The organism is Rhizobium sp. M1 (assembly GCF_002531805.1).
Taxonomy (GTDB): domain Bacteria; phylum Pseudomonadota; class Alphaproteobacteria; order Rhizobiales; family Rhizobiaceae; genus Rhizobium; species Rhizobium etli_C.
Genome location: NZ_NWSW01000010.1, coordinates 186,224 through 202,592, shown reverse-complemented (window position 1 = coordinate 202,592; position 16,369 = coordinate 186,224). Strand labels below are relative to the sequence as shown.

General features: G+C 63.4%; 13 protein-coding genes. 4 read left to right on the top strand and 9 right to left on the bottom strand.

The window, feature by feature from the left end; translation table 11 throughout:
* Positions 1 to 73: 73 nt before the first annotated feature.
* Entirely contained in the window at positions 74 to 535 is a 462-nt protein-coding gene (locus CO655_RS11985; RefSeq protein ID WP_097664793.1) for a carboxymuconolactone decarboxylase family protein, read from the bottom strand.
* Between the two features lie 21 nt (positions 536 to 556).
* On the bottom strand, positions 557 to 1,057 hold the full coding sequence (locus CO655_RS11980; RefSeq protein ID WP_097664792.1) for an Rrf2 family transcriptional regulator: 501 nt from the start codon (positions 1,055 to 1,057) through the stop codon (positions 557 to 559).
* 132 nt (positions 1,058 to 1,189) lie between these two features.
* Between CO655_RS11980 and CO655_RS11975 the strand changes: the two genes are divergently transcribed.
* From CO655_RS11975 to pdeM, 3 genes are read left to right on the top strand one after another with little or no spacing between them, the layout of a single operon-like run.
* Complete coding sequence (locus CO655_RS11975; RefSeq protein ID WP_097605721.1) at positions 1,190 to 1,822, top strand: YitT family protein; 633 nt, start codon at positions 1,190 to 1,192, stop codon at positions 1,820 to 1,822.
* A gap of 48 nt (positions 1,823 to 1,870) precedes the next feature.
* Positions 1,871 to 4,381 (top strand): ligase-associated DNA damage response DEXH box helicase, encoded by a 2,511-nt coding sequence (locus CO655_RS11970; RefSeq protein ID WP_097664791.1) that lies wholly within the window; start codon positions 1,871 to 1,873, stop codon positions 4,379 to 4,381.
* Positions 4,382 to 4,406: 25 nt separating this feature from the next.
* Positions 4,407 to 5,132: a ligase-associated DNA damage response endonuclease PdeM gene (gene pdeM, locus CO655_RS11965; protein WP_097664790.1), complete on the top strand. Its 726-nt coding sequence runs from the start codon at positions 4,407 to 4,409 to the stop codon at positions 5,130 to 5,132.
* Positions 5,133 to 5,365: 233 nt separating this feature from the next.
* Here the strand turns inward: pdeM and CO655_RS11955 are convergent, their stop codons facing one another.
* The 7 genes from CO655_RS11955 to CO655_RS11925 all read right to left on the bottom strand — a co-directional run bounded on the left by CO655_RS11955 (position 5,366) and on the right by CO655_RS11925 (position 14,292).
* Positions 5,366 to 5,947: a transglycosylase SLT domain-containing protein gene (locus tag CO655_RS11955; RefSeq protein ID WP_097605718.1), complete on the bottom strand. Its 582-nt coding sequence runs from the start codon at positions 5,945 to 5,947 to the stop codon at positions 5,366 to 5,368.
* Between the two features lie 303 nt (positions 5,948 to 6,250).
* Positions 6,251 to 6,808, bottom strand: a complete 558-nt coding sequence (locus CO655_RS11950; protein WP_097664789.1) for a dihydrofolate reductase family protein — start codon at positions 6,806 to 6,808, stop codon at positions 6,251 to 6,253.
* A 185-nt stretch (positions 6,809 to 6,993) separates the two neighbouring features.
* Positions 6,994 to 7,794 carry a TIGR02186 family protein gene (locus CO655_RS11945; RefSeq protein WP_097664788.1) on the bottom strand — a complete coding sequence of 267 codons (801 nt, stop codon included), beginning with the start codon at positions 7,792 to 7,794 and terminating at the stop codon, positions 6,994 to 6,996.
* Entirely contained in the window at positions 7,794 to 8,714 is a 921-nt protein-coding gene (locus CO655_RS11940) for a sulfite exporter TauE/SafE family protein (RefSeq protein ID WP_010030824.1), read from the bottom strand. Before CO655_RS11940 ends, CO655_RS11945 begins: the two co-directional genes overlap by 1 nt.
* 330 nt (positions 8,715 to 9,044) lie before the next feature.
* The gene (locus CO655_RS11935) at positions 9,045 to 12,806 is read right to left on the bottom strand and encodes a peptidoglycan-binding protein (protein WP_097664787.1); all 3,762 of its coding nucleotides are present in this window, start codon (positions 12,804 to 12,806) and stop codon (positions 9,045 to 9,047) included.
* Positions 12,807 to 13,126: 320 nt separating this feature from the next.
* The gene (locus CO655_RS11930) at positions 13,127 to 13,492 is read right to left on the bottom strand and encodes a VOC family protein (RefSeq protein WP_010034317.1); all 366 of its coding nucleotides are present in this window, start codon (positions 13,490 to 13,492) and stop codon (positions 13,127 to 13,129) included.
* Positions 13,493 to 13,602: 110 nt separating this feature from the next.
* Positions 13,603 to 14,292, bottom strand: coding sequence for a DNA-3-methyladenine glycosylase I (locus tag CO655_RS11925; RefSeq protein ID WP_097664786.1), 690 nt, complete (start codon positions 14,290 to 14,292; stop codon positions 13,603 to 13,605).
* 273 nt (positions 14,293 to 14,565) lie between these two features.
* Here CO655_RS11925 and CO655_RS11920 point away from each other — a divergent pair, with 273 nt between their 5' ends.
* The gene (locus tag CO655_RS11920) at positions 14,566 to 16,362 is read left to right on the top strand and encodes an acyl-CoA dehydrogenase C-terminal domain-containing protein (protein WP_097664785.1); all 1,797 of its coding nucleotides are present in this window, start codon (positions 14,566 to 14,568) and stop codon (positions 16,360 to 16,362) included.
* Positions 16,363 to 16,369 lie beyond the last annotated feature (7 nt).

The following is a 16,369-nucleotide window of genomic DNA, read 5'->3' as shown; positions in this document are numbered from 1 at the left end:
ATTTGCCCCTCACCCTAACCCTCTCCCCGTTTTACGGTGAGAGGGGACGCCAGAGATTCGGTTCGAACCAGCCTCAAGCCGCCTTTGTCATCGCATCGAGCGGATGCTGCGAGCGGAAGCCGACGGCCAGCCGGTTCCAGACATTGATCGCGCCGATCGTCACGGTGATCTTCGTCATCTCCTCCTCGGAGAAATGCGCCTTCAATGTCTCGTAGTCGGCATCCGGCGCACCTGACGTGGCGATGTTGGTGACGGCGTCGACCCAGCCGAGCAGGGCGCGTTCGCGCGCGTCATAGACCGGCGACTCCCGCCAGACGCACATCAGGTTGATCCATTGCTCGCTGAGCCCGTCGTGGCGGGCTTCCTTCACATGCATGTCGACGCAATAGGCGCAGCCGTTGATCTGCGAGGCGCGCAGCTTGATCAGGTGGATGAAGCGGCGCTCCAGGCCAGAGGTCTGGACATATTGTTCGAGTGCGGCGACGGCCTTGTAGGCATCGGGAGCGGCTTTGGCGAAGTTGAAACGCGGTTGCATGTCTTTCTCCTTTGATAGGGCTCAGCGAGCCGTCTTGCGTTCGTGGAGTTCGAGGAAGGCGCAGCCTCTCGCTGCGATCGATCCGTCGTCGAGGGCATTCAATTCGATGCCGAGATCGGCAATGCTGGTCTTGGCGAGCTCGGCCCGGTAGATCCGTTCGGCCCGTAGCATCGCCGCGCTGATGGTGCAGGGCTTGGCGAAGAAGCGGTCGGACACCGGGTTCGGGCCGCGCTGGCGGATTTCGGCGCAGCGGAAAGCCGGCGCCGGCCCCTCGACGGCGAGCAGGATGTCGAGCAGCGAAATCTCTGCCGGCGGCTTCGCCAGTCTATATCCGCCCCGCGGGCCCGGCACGGTGTCGAGGATGCCGGCGCCCGACAGCGCCTGCAGATGTTTCAACAGATAGCTCGTCGACACACCGTGGAATTCCGCCAATGCCGCGGCCGACAGCACGCCGCCTTCGGAGAGGCCGGAAAGCATCGCAACGCTGTGAATGGCCTGTTCGACGCCATCGCCCATCTTCATGCCGGCATCTCCTTAAATCGTGGATAAAAGATATCCATGATTGTCGCCGCTGTCAAGAACTGCCCTTGCTGCTTGCCGCTTGCCTTTATTGTGCCGGCGGATAGAAACGGAAAAATCCGACAGGGGAACATCATGGCATCCAACGCCTTCGCAGGCCTTCTGAATTCCAGCGCCGACCGCCACTCGCTGTTCGACGACGCGCAGGGCATCGTCGCCGGCAGCATGCTCGCCGTGCTCGGCGTCACGCTGCTCTCCGGCGCCGGGCTGCTCGCCGGCGGCACCGCGGGCCTCGCCTTCCTTGCCCATTATGCGACCGGAATTAGCTTCGGTCTCTGCTTCTTTGCCGTGAACCTGCCCTTCTATTATCTGGCCTTCCGCCGCATGGGCCCTGCCTTCACCATCAAGACGTTTGTTGCGATCGGCCTGACCTCGATCCTGTCCGAATTCGCGCCCGCCTTCATCGGCGTGACACATGTCCATCCGGTCGCCGGGGCGCTCTTCGGAGGCCTTGTCATCGCTGCTGGCATGCTGGCGCTCTTCCGCCATCGCGCCAGTCTCGGCGGCATCGGCATCCTTGCCCTCTATATCCAGGATCGCTTCGGCTGGCGCGCCGGCCTCGTCCAGCTCGGCTTCGACGGCATCGTGCTGGCGCTCTCCTTCCTGGTCGCCAGCCCCTTCATCATCGCCTGTTCGGTGCTCGGCGCGGTCGTGCTCAATCTCACCCTCGCCGTCAATCATCGCAAGGACCGCTATATCGCGATGTGAGCGATCGGCCGCCCTTCTTTTTCGCCCGTTTTTCACTACCTTCGGGATGTGGACCAGATCGATTCCGAAGCCCGCGCCCTGCTTCCTGCCGCCTTTACCCGCTGGTTTGCGGAAAAGGGCTGGCGTCCGCGCGCCCATCAGGTGCAACTGCTTGCCCGCGCCGAAGCCGGCGAAAGCACGCTGCTGATTGCCCCCACCGGCGCCGGCAAGACGCTCGCCGGTTTTCTGCCATCGCTCACCGATCTCACCCGCCGCGGCAAGAGTCCGCCGGGCTCCGCCTTCACCGGCATCCACACGCTCTATGTCTCGCCGCTGAAGGCGCTGGCGATCGATATCGAGCGCAATTTGATGAAGCCGGTCGCGGAGATGGGCCTGCCGGTCACCGTCGAAAACCGCACCGGCGATACGCCGAACGCCAAGCGCCAGCGCCAGAAGCTCAATCCGCCGGATATTCTGCTGACGACGCCCGAACAGGTCGCCCTGCTTCTGGCCAACCGCGAAGCCGAGCGTTTCTTCAAGGACCTGAAATATGTGGTGCTCGACGAATTGCATTCGCTCGTCACCTCCAAGCGCGGCCATATGCTGTCGCTCGGCCTTGCCCGCCTGCGCCGCCTTGCCCCCGACCTGAAGACCATCGGCCTGTCGGCGACCGTCGCGGAGCCGATGGATCTGCAGAAATGGCTGGTCGCCCAGGAGGAGGGCAGGGAGCATCACGCCGGCCTCGTCGTCGTCGAAGGCGGCGCCAAGCCTGACATTTCGATCTTGTTGACCGAGGAGCGCATTCCCTGGGCCGGCCATTCCGCCAAATATGCCATTCCCGATGTCTACCGGCAGCTCCTCGACCACCAGACGACGCTGCTGTTCGTCAATACCCGCAGCCAGGCCGAAATGCTCTTCCAGGAACTCTGGACGATCAATGACGACAACCTGCCGATCGCACTCCACCACGGCTCGCTCGATGTCGCCCAGCGCCGCAAGGTCGAGGCGGCGATGGCCGAAAACCGGCTGCGCGCCGTCGTCGCCACTTCGACGCTCGATCTCGGCATCGACTGGGGCGATGTCGATCTCGTCATCCATGTCGGCGCGCCGAAGGGTGCTTCGCGTCTTGCCCAGCGCATCGGCCGCGCCAATCACCGTATGGACGAGCCCTCGAAGGCGATCCTCGTGCCGGCCAACCGTTTCGAGGTCATGGAATGCCAGGCGGCACTCGACGCCAATTATCTCGGCGCACAGGACACCCCGCCGGTCGGCCGCGGCGCGCTCGACGTGCTCGCTCAGCACGTGCTCGGCATGGCCTGCGCCGAACCCTTCGACATGCTGGAACTCTACGACGAAATCACCAGCGCCTCGCCCTATGCCGATCTCAGTTGGGAAAACTTCGAACGCGTCGTCGATTTCGTCGCAACCGGCGGTTATGCGCTGAGGGCCTACGAACGTTACGCCCGCATCCGCAAGAGCAAGGAGGGCCGCTGGCGCGTCTCCAATCCTGCCGTCGCCCAGCAATACCGCCTCAACCTCGGCACCATCGTCGAAAGCCCGATGCTGAACATCCGCATGGTCAAGCGCGGCGAGGGCGGCCGGATCGGCCGCGGCGGCGCCACGCTGGGCAAGGTCGAGGAATATTTCCTCGAACAATTGTCACCCGGCGATACCTTCATCTTTTCCGGCAAGGTGCTGCGCTTCGAAGGCATCCGCGAAAACGAATGCCTGGCCTCGCAGGCCTTCTCGCTCGATGCGAAGATCCCTTCCTATGCCGGCGGCAAGTTTCCGCTGTCGACCTATCTCGCCGAACAGGTGCGGGCGATGATTGCCGATCCCGACCGTTGGCGCCAGTTGCCGGATCAGGTGCGCGACTGGCTGTCGCTGCAGACGGACAAGTCGATGCTGCCGAAGCGCGACGAGTTCCTGATCGAAACCTTCCCGCGCGGCAGCCGCTTCTATATGGTCGCCTATCCCTTCGAGGGCCGTCTCGCCCATCAGACGCTCGGCATGCTGCTGACGCGCCGGCTGGACCGGGCGGGCGCCAAGCCGCTCGGCTTCGTCGCCACCGATTATTCTCTCGCCATTTGGGGGCTGGAGGATATGGGCCTGATGATCGGCAACGGCCGGCTCAGCCTTTCCGACCTCTTCGACGCGGACATGCTGGGTGACGATCTCGAGGCCTGGCTCAACGAATCCTTCCTGCTGAAGCGCACCTTCCGCAATTGCGCCGTGATTGCAGGCTTGATCGAGCGCCGCCATCCCGGCAAAGAAAAGAGCGGCCGCCAGATCACCGTCTCCGCCGATCTGATCTATGATGTGCTGCGCAGCCACGAGCCGGATCACATCCTCTTGCAGGCGACGCGGCAGGATGCGGCGACCGGACTTTTGGATATAAGCCGACTTGGCGATATGCTGATGCGAATCAGGGGCCATATCACCCATCGCCCGCTCGACCATATTTCCCCGCTCGCCGTGCCGGTGATGCTGGAGATCGGACGCGAAGCGGTGCCGGGCGAAGCCCATGACGCACTGCTTGCCGAAGCGGCGGACGATCTGATCGCCGAAGCGCTGGCCTGAGACCTGTTTGGGAATAACGACCGTGATGAACCGCCTGGCGCTCGCGCGCGACATTTCAGGATTGGCTGCGGTGCCGGGCATCGAGACCTCGGTCCATGGCATCGCCGCCGTCTGCGATCCGCTCGGTGCTCTCTATCTGCCGGATGCCGGCCTGCTCGTCGTCTCCGACCTGCATCTGGAAAAGGGTGCGGCCTTCGCTCGCCGCGGCATGATGCTGCCGCCCTATGATACGCTGGCGACCCTGACCGTACTGGCCGCCGTCATCTCGCGTTATGATCCGAAGCTCGTCGTCTCGCTCGGCGACAATTTCCACGATCGCATCGGCTCCGCGCATCTGCCGGAAAATTTCCGCGCGCTGATCGTCGCGATGGCCCGCGGCCGCGAATGGATCTGGATTAACGGCAATCACGACCCCGACGGCGTCGTCGATCTGCCCGGCGCTTGCACCGACGAGATGCATTATGCCGGCCTGACCTTCCGCCACGAGCCGAAAAACGGCCTGCAGAGCGGCGAAATCGCCGGCCACCTGCACCCCTCGGCGACCGTGCGCCGCCGCGAGAGATCGATCCGCCGCCCGTGTTTTGCCACCGACGGCGCCCGCCTGCTGATGCCGGCCTTCGGCGTCATGAGCGGCGGCTTGGATCTCGGCCATCAGGCAATGAAGGGCCTGTTCGACAAGGCGGCGCTGGTGGCGCATCTGTTGGGGCGGGACCGGATTTATTCCGTCAGGTATGGGAATTTGAGGGGGTAGGGACTGTTATCCCTGATGGGGTGTGCCGTGTAAGCCCCCCTCTGCCCTGCCGGGCATCTCCCCCACGGGTGGGGAGATCACAAGTGGCGAAACCTTCCCACTCCGTCTGCCGTTGCGACGAGCTGCGACGCTTGTTGTTTGGGGAAACCGCTGCGCCCAGCCAATCGCCCCACCTGTGGGGGAGATGCCCGGCAGGGCAGAGGGGGGCGGCCACGGCAGGCCGTCAAATTATATCAATCACACCCCTGCAACTGCTGCTGATAGGTCCCTGCCATCCGCGCGAACTTCTGCGCCGTCTGCTGCAACTGCCCGTTCGAGCGCCAGTCGCCGCGCTTATATCCCGTCGGACCGGAATAATAGGCGAGATAGAGATTATAGGCGTCGTTCAGCGGAATGCCGATCTCCACGCTGTTCTGGTAATGATACCAGCCGATGAAATCGATGGCGTCGGTGAAGTTCGTGCGCCGCGCCGCCCAGTTCCCGGTCTGCGACTGATAGTGATCCCACGTTCCGTCGAGCGCCTGCGAATAGCCGTAGGCGGTCGATGGCCGGGTCCAGGGAATGAAGCCGAAGAGCTTGGTGCGCGGTGGGCGCGCATAGGGCTGGAAGCCGGATTCGGTGTACATCGTCGCCATCAGGATCGGCACGGGCACGCCGTATTTCTTTTCCGTCCGTTCGGCCGCCCTCTGCCAGCTGGAAAAAAGCCCCTCGCGCTGGTCGAAGACAGCGCAGATGTTTCTCGTCTGCTTCGGCGCCGTCGCGCAGCCGGCAAGCAGCGCCAGACCCACGGCGGTCAGAACGATACGAGTACGCATAACAAAACCTCTCGTTTCAGAGAGATTACTAACTCGTAAACGTTAAGAACCGGTTTTTACTCAAATACGAAGCTTTTTGGAAAGGGCTGCCGCCGTCGACCGGTGCCGAGCCACGATCTAAGACCCCTCCCCAACCCCTCCCCACAAGGGGGAGGGGCTTGAATGCCGCGCCCACGTTATTCCCTTCACCGTCTCATCCGCAGAAGCGTTGATGTTTGTCGTGGGACGGTGCCGCGCATAGCCCCTCCCCCTTGTGGGGAGGGGTCTTCACCCAGAAACCGGACGGCCGTGGCCCGCAGCCTGCTACACCTTCACCGGCTCATAGCGCAGGATCACCGCGCCGCTTGCCGTCGTTGAAGATTCCATGAGTTTCAGCGGCAGCTGGGCGTCGGCTGCCTTGAAAAGCGGATTGCCGCCGCCGAGGATGACGGGCACCACGCAGACCCTGATTTCATCGATAAGACCCGCTTTCAGCAAGCTGTCGGCAAGCTCGGCACTGCCGAAGATGAAGACCGTCTTGCCGTTCTCCTGCTTCAGCTTCGTCAGTTCGGGGATAGGATCGCTGACGATGCGGGCATTGTTCCAGCCGGGCTCGGTCATTGTCCTGGATACGGCGATCTTGGCGATGCCGTTCATATAGGCCTTGATATTGCCTTCGCCTTCGGCGGTCGGCCAATAGGAAGCCATGCCCTCATAGGTCTTGCGGCCGAAGACCAGGAGATCGCCTTCTTCGCCGAACTGCTCGGCCAGGCGCTGCAGCTCCGGCCCCCAGGCGAGATTGTGGAAATCGATATCCCACGGTTTCGTACCCTCGAAATACCCGTCGAGCGTCATCAGGTTCCAGACAACAAGCTTTCTCATTTCCATCCTCCTTCCAGCAACAATCAGAACCGGTTGCTTTTGGCAACTGGTTGAAAGCTTAATCGACCGATAGCGAATTGCAAGCGGTTTTTTAAAGGGATAGGGGCGTGGCCGATCGATGGCGGCCAGCGAACCAAAGCCTCACTCTTGTCAGGAAAAATTTGCGGGGCGTCGCTTTGCGCGGATCAGTCCTTGCGGAAGATCAGGCTGGCGCCCCAGCCGGTGACGACGGCGAGCAGCACCGCTGCACAGCCGTAAAGGATCGGCTGGTCATGTGCCGCATCGGTGATCGTCTGCTCGATGCCCGTCTTGATGACACGCAGCGGCAGCGATTTCTCGGTGACGAGATTGCCGCTCTTGAAGAGATAGGCGCGCACCGTATGCACGCCGTTCGGAATATTTGCCGGCAGGCGCAGGCTCGCCTTGAACAGGTTCGAGGAAACGAACCGCACGCCGCTCGGATTGCGGTCGTAAAGTGCGCCTCCTTGCTGCAGCCGCAGGAAAGCCTGGCGGAATTCGCCGAGATTGCTGCCGTCGCCGACGAAGCCGACCGGCGTCAGCGGAATGTGATCGATGCCGATCCCCTGATCGGTCAGTTCGAGCGGCGTCGTCAGATCGTCGATCATCCGCGAGCTCGACATCGAATAGGAATGCGGCACCGCCTCGAAGGTCATCGAGCGCGTATTCACCCAGATGCCGAAGACGCGTTCCTTCTTGCGCACCGTCGCATCCTCTCGCGGGCCTTCCAGCACCACGACCACATCATATTGGCCGATGGCGAGCAGCAGCTGATCGGTGTTGGAGAGCGCCCCGAAGATCGTCAGATCCGCGCCGTGGAAATCAGAGGTGATGGCGATTTCGCTGGTCGAGGTGCCGATCTCAAGCCCTTCGCGCACCGCTTCCGTTGATTGTCCCGGCAGCCATTGCGCGCCGGCCACCGCCGGCAGCAGGCAAAGAAGCGCGAGGAAGGCGGAGAGCAGACGCATCAGTTACCCCCCATTACCACCGAATAGACGTCGGCCGGCGTCACCACCAGCGCGATCGCAAGACGCAGGCCGACGGCCAGCACCAGCAGGCCGAGAAGGGCGCGCAGCTGTTCGCCACGCAGCTTCTGGCCGACGCGCACGCCGTATTGCGCCCCGATCACCCCCGCGACCATCAGGATAAAGGCAAGCACGATGTCGACCGAGAAGTTCGTCGCCGCCTGCACGATCGTCGTATAGGCGGTCACGAAGATGATCTGGTAGAGCGAAGTGCCGACCACGACATTGGTCGGAATGCGCAGGAGGTAAATCATCGCCGGCACCATGATGAATCCGCCGCCGACGCCCATGATCGAGGTGAGGATGCCGATCGCAAAGCCGAGTGCCACGATCGGAATGACGCTCAGAAAGATCTTCGATTTCTTGAAGCGCACCTTGAGCGGCAGCTTGTGCACCCAGTGCTGATGGCCCGGCTTGCGCGGCACCGGCGGTTCGTTGCGGGCGGCGCGCCGCATGGCATTGATGCTTTCGAGCAGCATTAGCCCACCGACAGTCCCGAGGAAGATGACGTACATCAGCGAGATCATGAGATCGAGCTGGCCCACGCGGCGCAAAAGCGAAAAGATCCAGATACCGACCGTGGCGCCTGAAAGACCGCCGACCAGAAGCACCGTGCCGAGCTTGACGTCGAGCGTGCCGCGCCGGAAATGGGTGATCGCGCCCGAAATCGACGACGCCACCACCTGGTTGGCGCCGGTGGCCACCGCGACGACAGGGGGGATATTGTAGAAGATCAGCAGCGGCGTGATGAGAAAACCGCCGCCGACACCGAACATTCCTGACAGGAATCCGACGGCCGCCCCCATGCCGAGAATGATGAAAATGTTCACCGACAATTCTGCGATGGGCAGATAGATTGTCACAACCGACCCCGAATGATGACCGCCCCTGCCGGGCGGTTTCCGTCACGTCCCCGTTCGAATGCGCACCATACTGCGAAATCGTTGCCAGAGGCTTTCGATCAGCCCCCCGGGAGCGATGGAGATCGAGAGTGGACGATTCGATGGGTGCGCCGAGCGATCTGTCCCGCATAATCCGGCTTTTTTCAGATTGCGTGACAGGCGGCGGAAAAAATCGAGATGTCTTTGTGCCGCAAGCCTTCTGTAGCGCAATTCCCGCAAAAGGGCGGCGCGGTTTGCGCCCGGCTTGGCGCAAACAGGACATCGTCATATCAGTAGCCGGCGGGAACCGTTCTAGATCGCCTTGGCCACCTGCTTGTTGCGCTCGAGCAGCGCCCTGACCGTCGCGTCGGTCACCTTGCCGTCCGGCTGCTGGCCGATCGACTTCTGGAAGTTCTTGATCGCGGTCACGGTTTTTGCGCCCATTTCGCCGTCCGGCACGCCGGCGTCGAAGCCGTTATTGTTGAGGATCGCCTGGATGTTGCGGATCGCCTTCTTCATGTCGACGGAGGCCGTCTTCGCGCCGGTGCCCGCCCATTCGTCGGGGATGTCGATGCCGTTGGCGCGGTGGTCGAGCGGCTCCGGCTTCCAGAGATCGGCCTTGGCGCGGGCGCGCTCGAGCTGATCGGGCTTCATCGCGTTGGCCACCTCGTCGCGCTTCTGGGCCGCATCCTTGTCACCGGCCTTGGCGGCGACTGCAAACCACTTGTAGGATTCTTCGAGGTCGGCCGGAACGCCGTTGCCCCTTGCGCAGAGGATCGCCAGGTTGAACTGGCTGTCGGTGATGCCGAGGTTGGCGGCTTTGATGAACCAGGAGGCGGCCGTCGCATAATCCTGCTGGCCGAGCGCGCCGGAGGCGTAGAGCACGGCGAGATTATGCATGGCGCTGGCATTGCCCTGGTTTGCGGCCTGCTCGTAGAAGGTTTTTGCCTTGGCGATGTCGCGTTCGACGCCGTTGCCCTTCTCATACATGCTGCCGAGTCGGTACTGCGCCGGCGCAAAACCCTTGTCGGCCGAAAGCTGGTACCAGCCGGCGGCCTGCTTCTGATCGACGGCCATGCCGTTGCGGCCGTCCGAATAGCGCGCGCCGATCTCGAACAGCGCCAGTGCATCGCCGCCCTGCGCCGCATCGGCAAGCGATTTCGGCTGCACGGTGTCGGGAATGGTGATGGCGGCCTGCGGTGCTGTGGCCGGCGTATTCGCTACGAAGCCCGATGTTTCCTGCGTTGGGCCGGACGAAGCGGCGGGCGCAAGAGTTGCCGCTCCTTCGCCGTCAAGCGGGGCAGCGTCGGTCAGATGATCGCCGGCGGCGGGTGCGGTTGTATCAGGCTGCGCCTGTTCGGCGGCCGGGGGAGCCGTCTCGACTGCGGGAGCGTTCACCTCCGCAGCGCCGGTGTCGGGCTGGGCGGACGTCGCTTCGGGCAAGGCCGGCTGCGGGTTTTCCGCTGCTCCGGTCAGCGCCGAGACCTCCGCCGGCGGCTGCGGCGCGGGTTCGCCGCTCGTCAGCGTCCGGGCCAGCGGAAAGGCCATGATGGCGAGCAGCACGGCGCCGATCGCCAGCAGGATCGGCCGGCGATAGCGCGAAAAGGCGCTGACCTTGCCGGTTTTGCCCGTCTGGTCGTTCTTGCCCAACTTGTCGGCCTTGGCAGTCGCGCCCTTCTTCTCGGCCTTGCCAGCCTGCTTCGGATTGGCGTCCACTTCCATTGCGGCTGCCTGCGCCGCCCGGCGCGCAGCGGCGATGTAATCGGCGCGATCGGTCTCGACGGGAGGTTTGCCGCGTGCGGCACTCTGGCTGGCGCGCACCCGTTCAAGGATCTTCTTGACGTCAGGCGCGCCCGAACCCGGCTCGAGCAGCTCGTTCGCCGCATCCGTCGGCACCACGTCGGCAGGATCGATCGACGGCGCGGGGTCGATCACCGCCCGTTCGGCCGCCTTCGTCTCGGCTTTCTTGCCGGGCCGCAACCGCTTGCCGAGGCTGGCGAGCAGACTGGATTTTGCCGTCGCCGCCTCCGGCGTTCTGGTCGCTGCTTCGATGGCGATCGCGCTCGCTCCGCTCATGACCGCGGCCTGCGCCGGGGCGGCAGGTTCGGCTGCGACCTCAGCCGGGCGGATGACCGGAGAGGCCATCGCTGCCGGGGCAGCTTCCGGCGTCCGGGCGGCCTCGGCCACCATCAGCGCGTAAGGGTCGACATCGAAATCGACGTCGGCGACCGGCATCGGGGCGACCGGCCGTCCGCGCTCTTCCATGCCGTCGAGACGGTCGGCGATATGCACCAGCGTCTCGTGCAGCGCCTTGAAAGTCTTGTGCGTGCGCTCCTCGCTGTCACGGCTGATATCTTCGAGATGGCGCAGATCCTCGGCCAGCGCCGTCAGCGCCGACATGTCGGCGGCCGGCACGCCGCCCTGCAGGGCGCCATTGCGCGAATAGGCCTCGACGACGGCTTCCGCCGCCTGACGCGCCGCTTCGATGATATATTCGTCGCTCGTCGCCATATAATCTTCGATCGCGCCCATGCGCCGGTCGAGATCGGCGGGGATCGCCGCGCTTTCGCGCGGCTCGCTCATCAGCGCCGAAAGATTGGCGATCTGGTCTTCGAGGTTTTTCAGCGCCCGCGGATCGGTCGGGGCTGCTGCGGTGCTCTCTTCCAGCCGGGCGGCGATATCGCTCAGCCGTCCTTCGAGACGCCGGAAGGCGCCGTCGTCGACCGCCGCGGCCGCCGGCTGCGGATGGGCCATCTCGTCGATGCGCCGGGCGAGATAATCGAGCCGCTGCGCCAGCACGTCGTTGACGGCGCCGTTTTCGAGCGCGTCGATCTTGCGGGAGATGTCGGACAGCGGTCCGGTGAGGTCGGGCTGCGCGGCCGTCTGCTGCGTGCGCTCCAACAGATAGGAAAGATGTTCCAGCCGCTCGTCGAGCCGCGACGTCGCTTCCGCCTTCGTCAGCTCCTCGACACGTTCCGTCAGCGCCTCCAGCCGCATTGCCAGCTCATCGGCCGGCGTCGCCCGGCTGGCGGCATCATGGCTCATCACGTCGATCTGGTCGGCGAGCGCCGAAAGCCGGCTTTCCAGCCGCTGCATCAGCGTCGGATCGCTGTTGGCGGCCGCACGTCCGCTAGCCGCGATCGCCCGGCTGATCTCGTCGAGCCGCATGTCCATGGCGGCGAACTGTTCGGCCATGACCCGGTCATGCGGCTGGATCATATTGCCGAACTGCTCCATCGCCGTGGCGATGGCAATGAGCTTGTCTTCCAGCGCGCGGACCGCCGGGCTTTCGCCCATGCCGCCGATATGACGCTTGATGTCGTCGAGCCGATAGGCGAGCGAAACCAGCTCTTCCTGCAGCCCCTCGGTATCGAGTGCGGCAAGCCGGTTTTCGAAGCCGTCCCAGCGGGTTTCCATGTGACGCAGCGATTCCTCGCGCGCCAGCCCGTCCATCAGCGATCGCAGATCCTCGAAATCTTCACGCAGGCCGGTCGCTTCCGCGCCGCCCGAGCGTCCGGTCAGCTGGGTGATGCTCTGGGCGAGGCGGTTCATGTCGGCGCGGATGTCGTCGGCGAAGCGGCCGTCTCCGGCACTTGTTTTGATCTCGCGCAGTTCCGTGCGCAACGCGTTCATCTCGCGGGTGACGCCTTCGGAAATGTCGCGCTTCAGGTCCTGGCGCAGGTTGACAAGCGCCTGGGCGATCTCCGTCATCGTATCGTCGCCGGCGCGGAAGGCGGGTGCCGGCTGCGACGCTGCGGCGCGCGGCGCGGGTTCGCGCAGCTGCGGGGCCGGCTCGCGCCCGTAAGGCCGCTCGCGGCCGGCTTCCAGCGCGCGCTGGCGCTGGCGAATTTCAGCGAGCGGATCCGGCCGCGGCTCGATCGGCGCTCTTGCCGGGCGCGGCGAATTGGCGCCGGCGTAAACGTCGCGCTCGGCCGTTGCCGTGCGCGGCCGCTGTTCGCGCCCGCTGCCCATTAGCCCTTCGATGCGCGCCTCCAGCCCTTCGATCGTGCGGTTCAGCGCATCGAGCGAGGTCCTGTCGGACTGCCGGGAAGGATTTGATCGCGATCCGTTCATCTTCTTGCTCGCTTCGACTGCTCGACCTCTCGTCAGAGCTCGATCCGTGGCTTTTCCGTCTGTGGCCAGCGTCTTCACGCCGACCGGAGCGCACCATCCATAAGAAGATCGTCAATTAGACTTTCCTCAGGCTGAACGATGTAGCGGCATTCCTGGGAAACGCGAGACGGGGAAAAGGAATGCGGGTCGCTACTGCTCAACCCGCACCTTTCACGAAACGTGGTAAACAAGCCGTTAATATCGATGAGAATTTTTTAACGTTTGTGTCTCAAACGCCATTTTTGGCGGCAATTGCCGTTAGCCCCGCCCGACGGTGGCGCTCAGGCCGGCCGCGGATATTGCAGTTCGATCTTCACGCCCTCGGGACCGTAAACGAAGACCTGGCCAAGATCGGTGTCGGGAATATCGTAATATTCATAGCGATAGCCGCTCGCCTTGATGCGCTCCAGCGCCGGGGCAAATTCGTAAAGGCTGAAGGCGACATGATTGAAGATGCCCGGCGGAAAATCGGTGCTGCGCGATGCCAGGCTGAGATGAATGACCGGGCGGTCGTCCAGATAGAGCCAATGGCCGGGCGAGGGGAAGGGCGGCCGGTAGCCTTCCTTGACGCCGAGAATGGCTTGCAGGAAGCCGATCATCACAGGCGCATCGCGGGTATTGATCGTGACATGGTCCAGGCGCGGCATCGGTTCCTCCCTGCCAGCTCCGATGAAACGAAGCCTATCCTGTTCGCCTCCGTCGCGGAAGTTGTTTCGCCGCAGGCGCTACCCTCACCGGAAAGAAGCGGAGCCGCAATTCAGTGCGGCCCTCCCGCATCGATCGAATAGGCGCTGATGCGCGACAGATGGATGAAGGAAAGCCCGGTCTCTTCGGCCCAGTCGTTGAAGGCCTTCTGGATCAGCGGCTGGTCCTTCTTCGCCGTGCCGGCGGCAGACAGCGGCACGCCGGCCGATCTCAAGCAGGCAAGCACATCCGTCGTCGCAACGAAGCTGTCGCGGCCGATGCCCCGCAGGAAATATTGCCCGGTCATGCCGCCGAGCCGGCTGCCGCGTTTGCTCAACAGGTCGAGGAGGCCGATCTGATCTTCCCGCGGCCAGTCGGCGAAGAAGACGCCGGCGCTGCCATATTCCTTCGCCAGCTCCCTGACGAAAGCGGCATTGGCGCGAACCGATTTGATTTTCGCGCCGTTGCGGATGATCCGCTCGTCCGAGGTCAGTTCATGCCAATAATCGTCGGGCGCGATATTCAGCATTGCCGGATCGAAACCGGAAAACGCCGCCTCGAAACCCGGCCACTTCGCATCGATCACCTTCTGGACGAAACCGCTGTAGAAGATGCGCCGGGTCATGTCGGCAAGAATGCGGTCGTCGGGCATGGCGCGCAGCTTCTCGTGATCCGGCCGATGCTTTTCCAGCAAGGCCTGCAGCGCCGCCGCGCCGCCTTTCCGCTGTTCCGCACGCTGCCTTATCGCCTCGAAACTGATCATCCCGGTGCCCCTCCTCTGGCATTCCCGAACTGCGGCCCAAATTTTACGGATCGAAAGACGCCGGCACTTATACCCCGTTCCACGATGGACAAGGAAGGGGAGATGACATCTCGTGCCTTCGGGCATTTGATCGTCCGCAGGTTCGCCGCTCGCGAATTTTTTCGAGAAAGATGGCGAAGCTGCAGAATTTGACGTTTACGCAAACGTCAATATTTTGTAAGACAGTGCCCGAGGCCGGTGCGACCCGGTCAGTCGAATGGAGGAATTCGCGAAATGCCAGTCTACAAGGCCCCGGTGAACGATACGCTCTTCGTCCTGAACGACGTGCTGGGCCTCGAACGCTACAACAATCTGCCGGGTTTTGCCGATGCGACGCCTGACATGATCGAGGCGATTCTCGGCGAGGCCGGAAAGGTTGCCGAGGAGGCGCTCTTCCCGGTGAATTATTCCGGCGATCAGGAAGGCTGCCATCGCAACGACGATGCCAGCGTCTCGACGCCGAATGGCTTCACAGAAGCTTACAAGGCTTATCGCGAAGGCGGCTGGATCGGCCTTGCGGTGCCGGAGGAATTCGGCGGGCAGGGGCTTCCCTATACGCTGCATTGCGCCGTCGGCGAATATACTTCTGCCGCCAACATGTCGCTGATGATGTATCCCGGCCTGACGCAGGGCGCGATCGCCGCGATCCTCGTCCATGGCACGCAGGAGCAGAAGGACACCTACCTGCCGAAGATGGTCGACGGCTCCTGGTCGGGCACCATGAACCTGACCGAGCCGCATTGCGGCACCGATCTCGGCATGCTGCGCACCAAGGCGGTGCCGCAGTCTGACGGCAGCTACAAAATATCAGGCCAGAAGATCTTCATCTCCGCCGGCGAACACGACCTGACCGACAATATCGTCCACCTGGTGCTCGCCCGCATCGAAGGCGCGCCCGAGGGCACCAAGGGCATCTCGCTGTTCATCGTTCCGAAATTCCTGGTCGGCAAGGACGGCGCGTCCGGCGCCCGCAATGCCGTTTCCTGCGGCGCGATCGAACACAAGATGGGCATTCACGGCAACGCTACCTGCGTGATGAACTATGACGAAGCGACCGGCTTCCTGATCGGCGCCGAAAACCGCGGCCTCAATGCCATGTTCGTGATGATGAACGAGGCTCGGCTGATGGTCGGCTTGCAGGGCATCGCCATTTCCGAGATCGCCTATCAGAACGCCGCCGCCTATGCCCGCGACCGCATCCAGGGCCGCTCGCTGTCCGGCGTCAAGGCGCCGGACAAGAAGGCCGATCCGATCATCGTCCATCCGGATATCCGCCGGACGCTGATGACCATCCGCGCCTTCAACGAAGCCGGCCGCGCCTTCCTGCTGTGGACCGCGCTGAAATCCGATATCGCCCACCGCGCCACCGACGAGAAGGAGCGCCAGACGGCCGACGACATTCTCGGCCTCGTCACCCCGATCCTCAAGGGCGTGATGACCGACAAGGGCTTCGACCATGCCGTCATGGCCCAGCAGGTCTTCGGCGGCCACGGCTATATCGAAGAACACGGCATGAGCCAGTATGTGCGCGATGCCCGCATCGCCATGATCTATGAAGGCGCCAACGGCATTCAGGCGCTCGACCTCGTCGGCCGCAAGCTCGCCTTGAACGGCGGCCGCGCCGCCATGGCCCTCTTCAAGGAGATCGGCGATTTCTGCGAGGAGAACCGCAGCGACGAAAAACTCTCCTTCTTCACCAAGCATCTGAAGAAGGGCTTGAACGACGTCCAGGGCGCGACCATGTGGTTCATGCAGAATGCCATGGCCAAGCCCGACAATGCCGGTGCCGGCTCGACCGACTATATGCATCTCTTTGGTCTCGTCGTCCTCGGCTATATGTGGGCAAAGATGGCGAAAGCCGCAGAGGACGGCCTTGCCTCCGGCGATGGAGCCCGCGAGGATTTCCTGAGGAATAAGCTGATCACGGCGAAATTCTTCATGGAGCGCATCATGCCGGAAACCGCCCTTCGCAAGGCCCGCATCGAAGCCGGCGCCGACACGATGATGGAGCTGGCAGCGGAAGCGTTTTAATTGAGGT

Excerpts from the sequence above, each read along its gene's own strand:
- CO655_RS11985 (WP_097664793.1), bottom strand. The coding sequence starts at position 535 with ATGCAACCGCGTTTCAACTTCGCCAAAGCCGCTCCCGATGCCTACAAG.
- CO655_RS11980 (WP_097664792.1), bottom strand. The coding sequence starts at position 1,057 with ATGAAGATGGGCGATGGCGTCGAACAGGCCATTCACAGCGTTGCGATG.
- CO655_RS11975 (WP_097605721.1), top strand. The coding sequence starts at position 1,190 with ATGGCATCCAACGCCTTCGCAGGCCTTCTGAATTCCAGCGCCGACCGC.
- pdeM (WP_097664790.1), top strand. The coding sequence starts at position 4,407 with ATGAACCGCCTGGCGCTCGCGCGCGACATTTCAGGATTGGCTGCGGTG.
- CO655_RS11955 (WP_097605718.1), bottom strand. The coding sequence starts at position 5,947 with ATGCGTACTCGTATCGTTCTGACCGCCGTGGGTCTGGCGCTGCTTGCC.
- CO655_RS11950 (WP_097664789.1), bottom strand. The coding sequence starts at position 6,808 with ATGAGAAAGCTTGTTGTCTGGAACCTGATGACGCTCGACGGGTATTTC.
- CO655_RS11945 (WP_097664788.1), bottom strand. The coding sequence starts at position 7,794 with ATGCGTCTGCTCTCCGCCTTCCTCGCGCTTCTTTGCCTGCTGCCGGCG.
- CO655_RS11935 (WP_097664787.1), bottom strand. The coding sequence starts at position 12,806 with ATGAACGGATCGCGATCAAATCCTTCCCGGCAGTCCGACAGGACCTCG.
- CO655_RS11930 (WP_010034317.1), bottom strand. The coding sequence starts at position 13,492 with ATGCCGCGCCTGGACCATGTCACGATCAATACCCGCGATGCGCCTGTG.
- CO655_RS11925 (WP_097664786.1), bottom strand. The coding sequence starts at position 14,292 with ATGATCAGTTTCGAGGCGATAAGGCAGCGTGCGGAACAGCGGAAAGGC.
- CO655_RS11920 (WP_097664785.1), top strand. The coding sequence starts at position 14,566 with ATGCCAGTCTACAAGGCCCCGGTGAACGATACGCTCTTCGTCCTGAAC.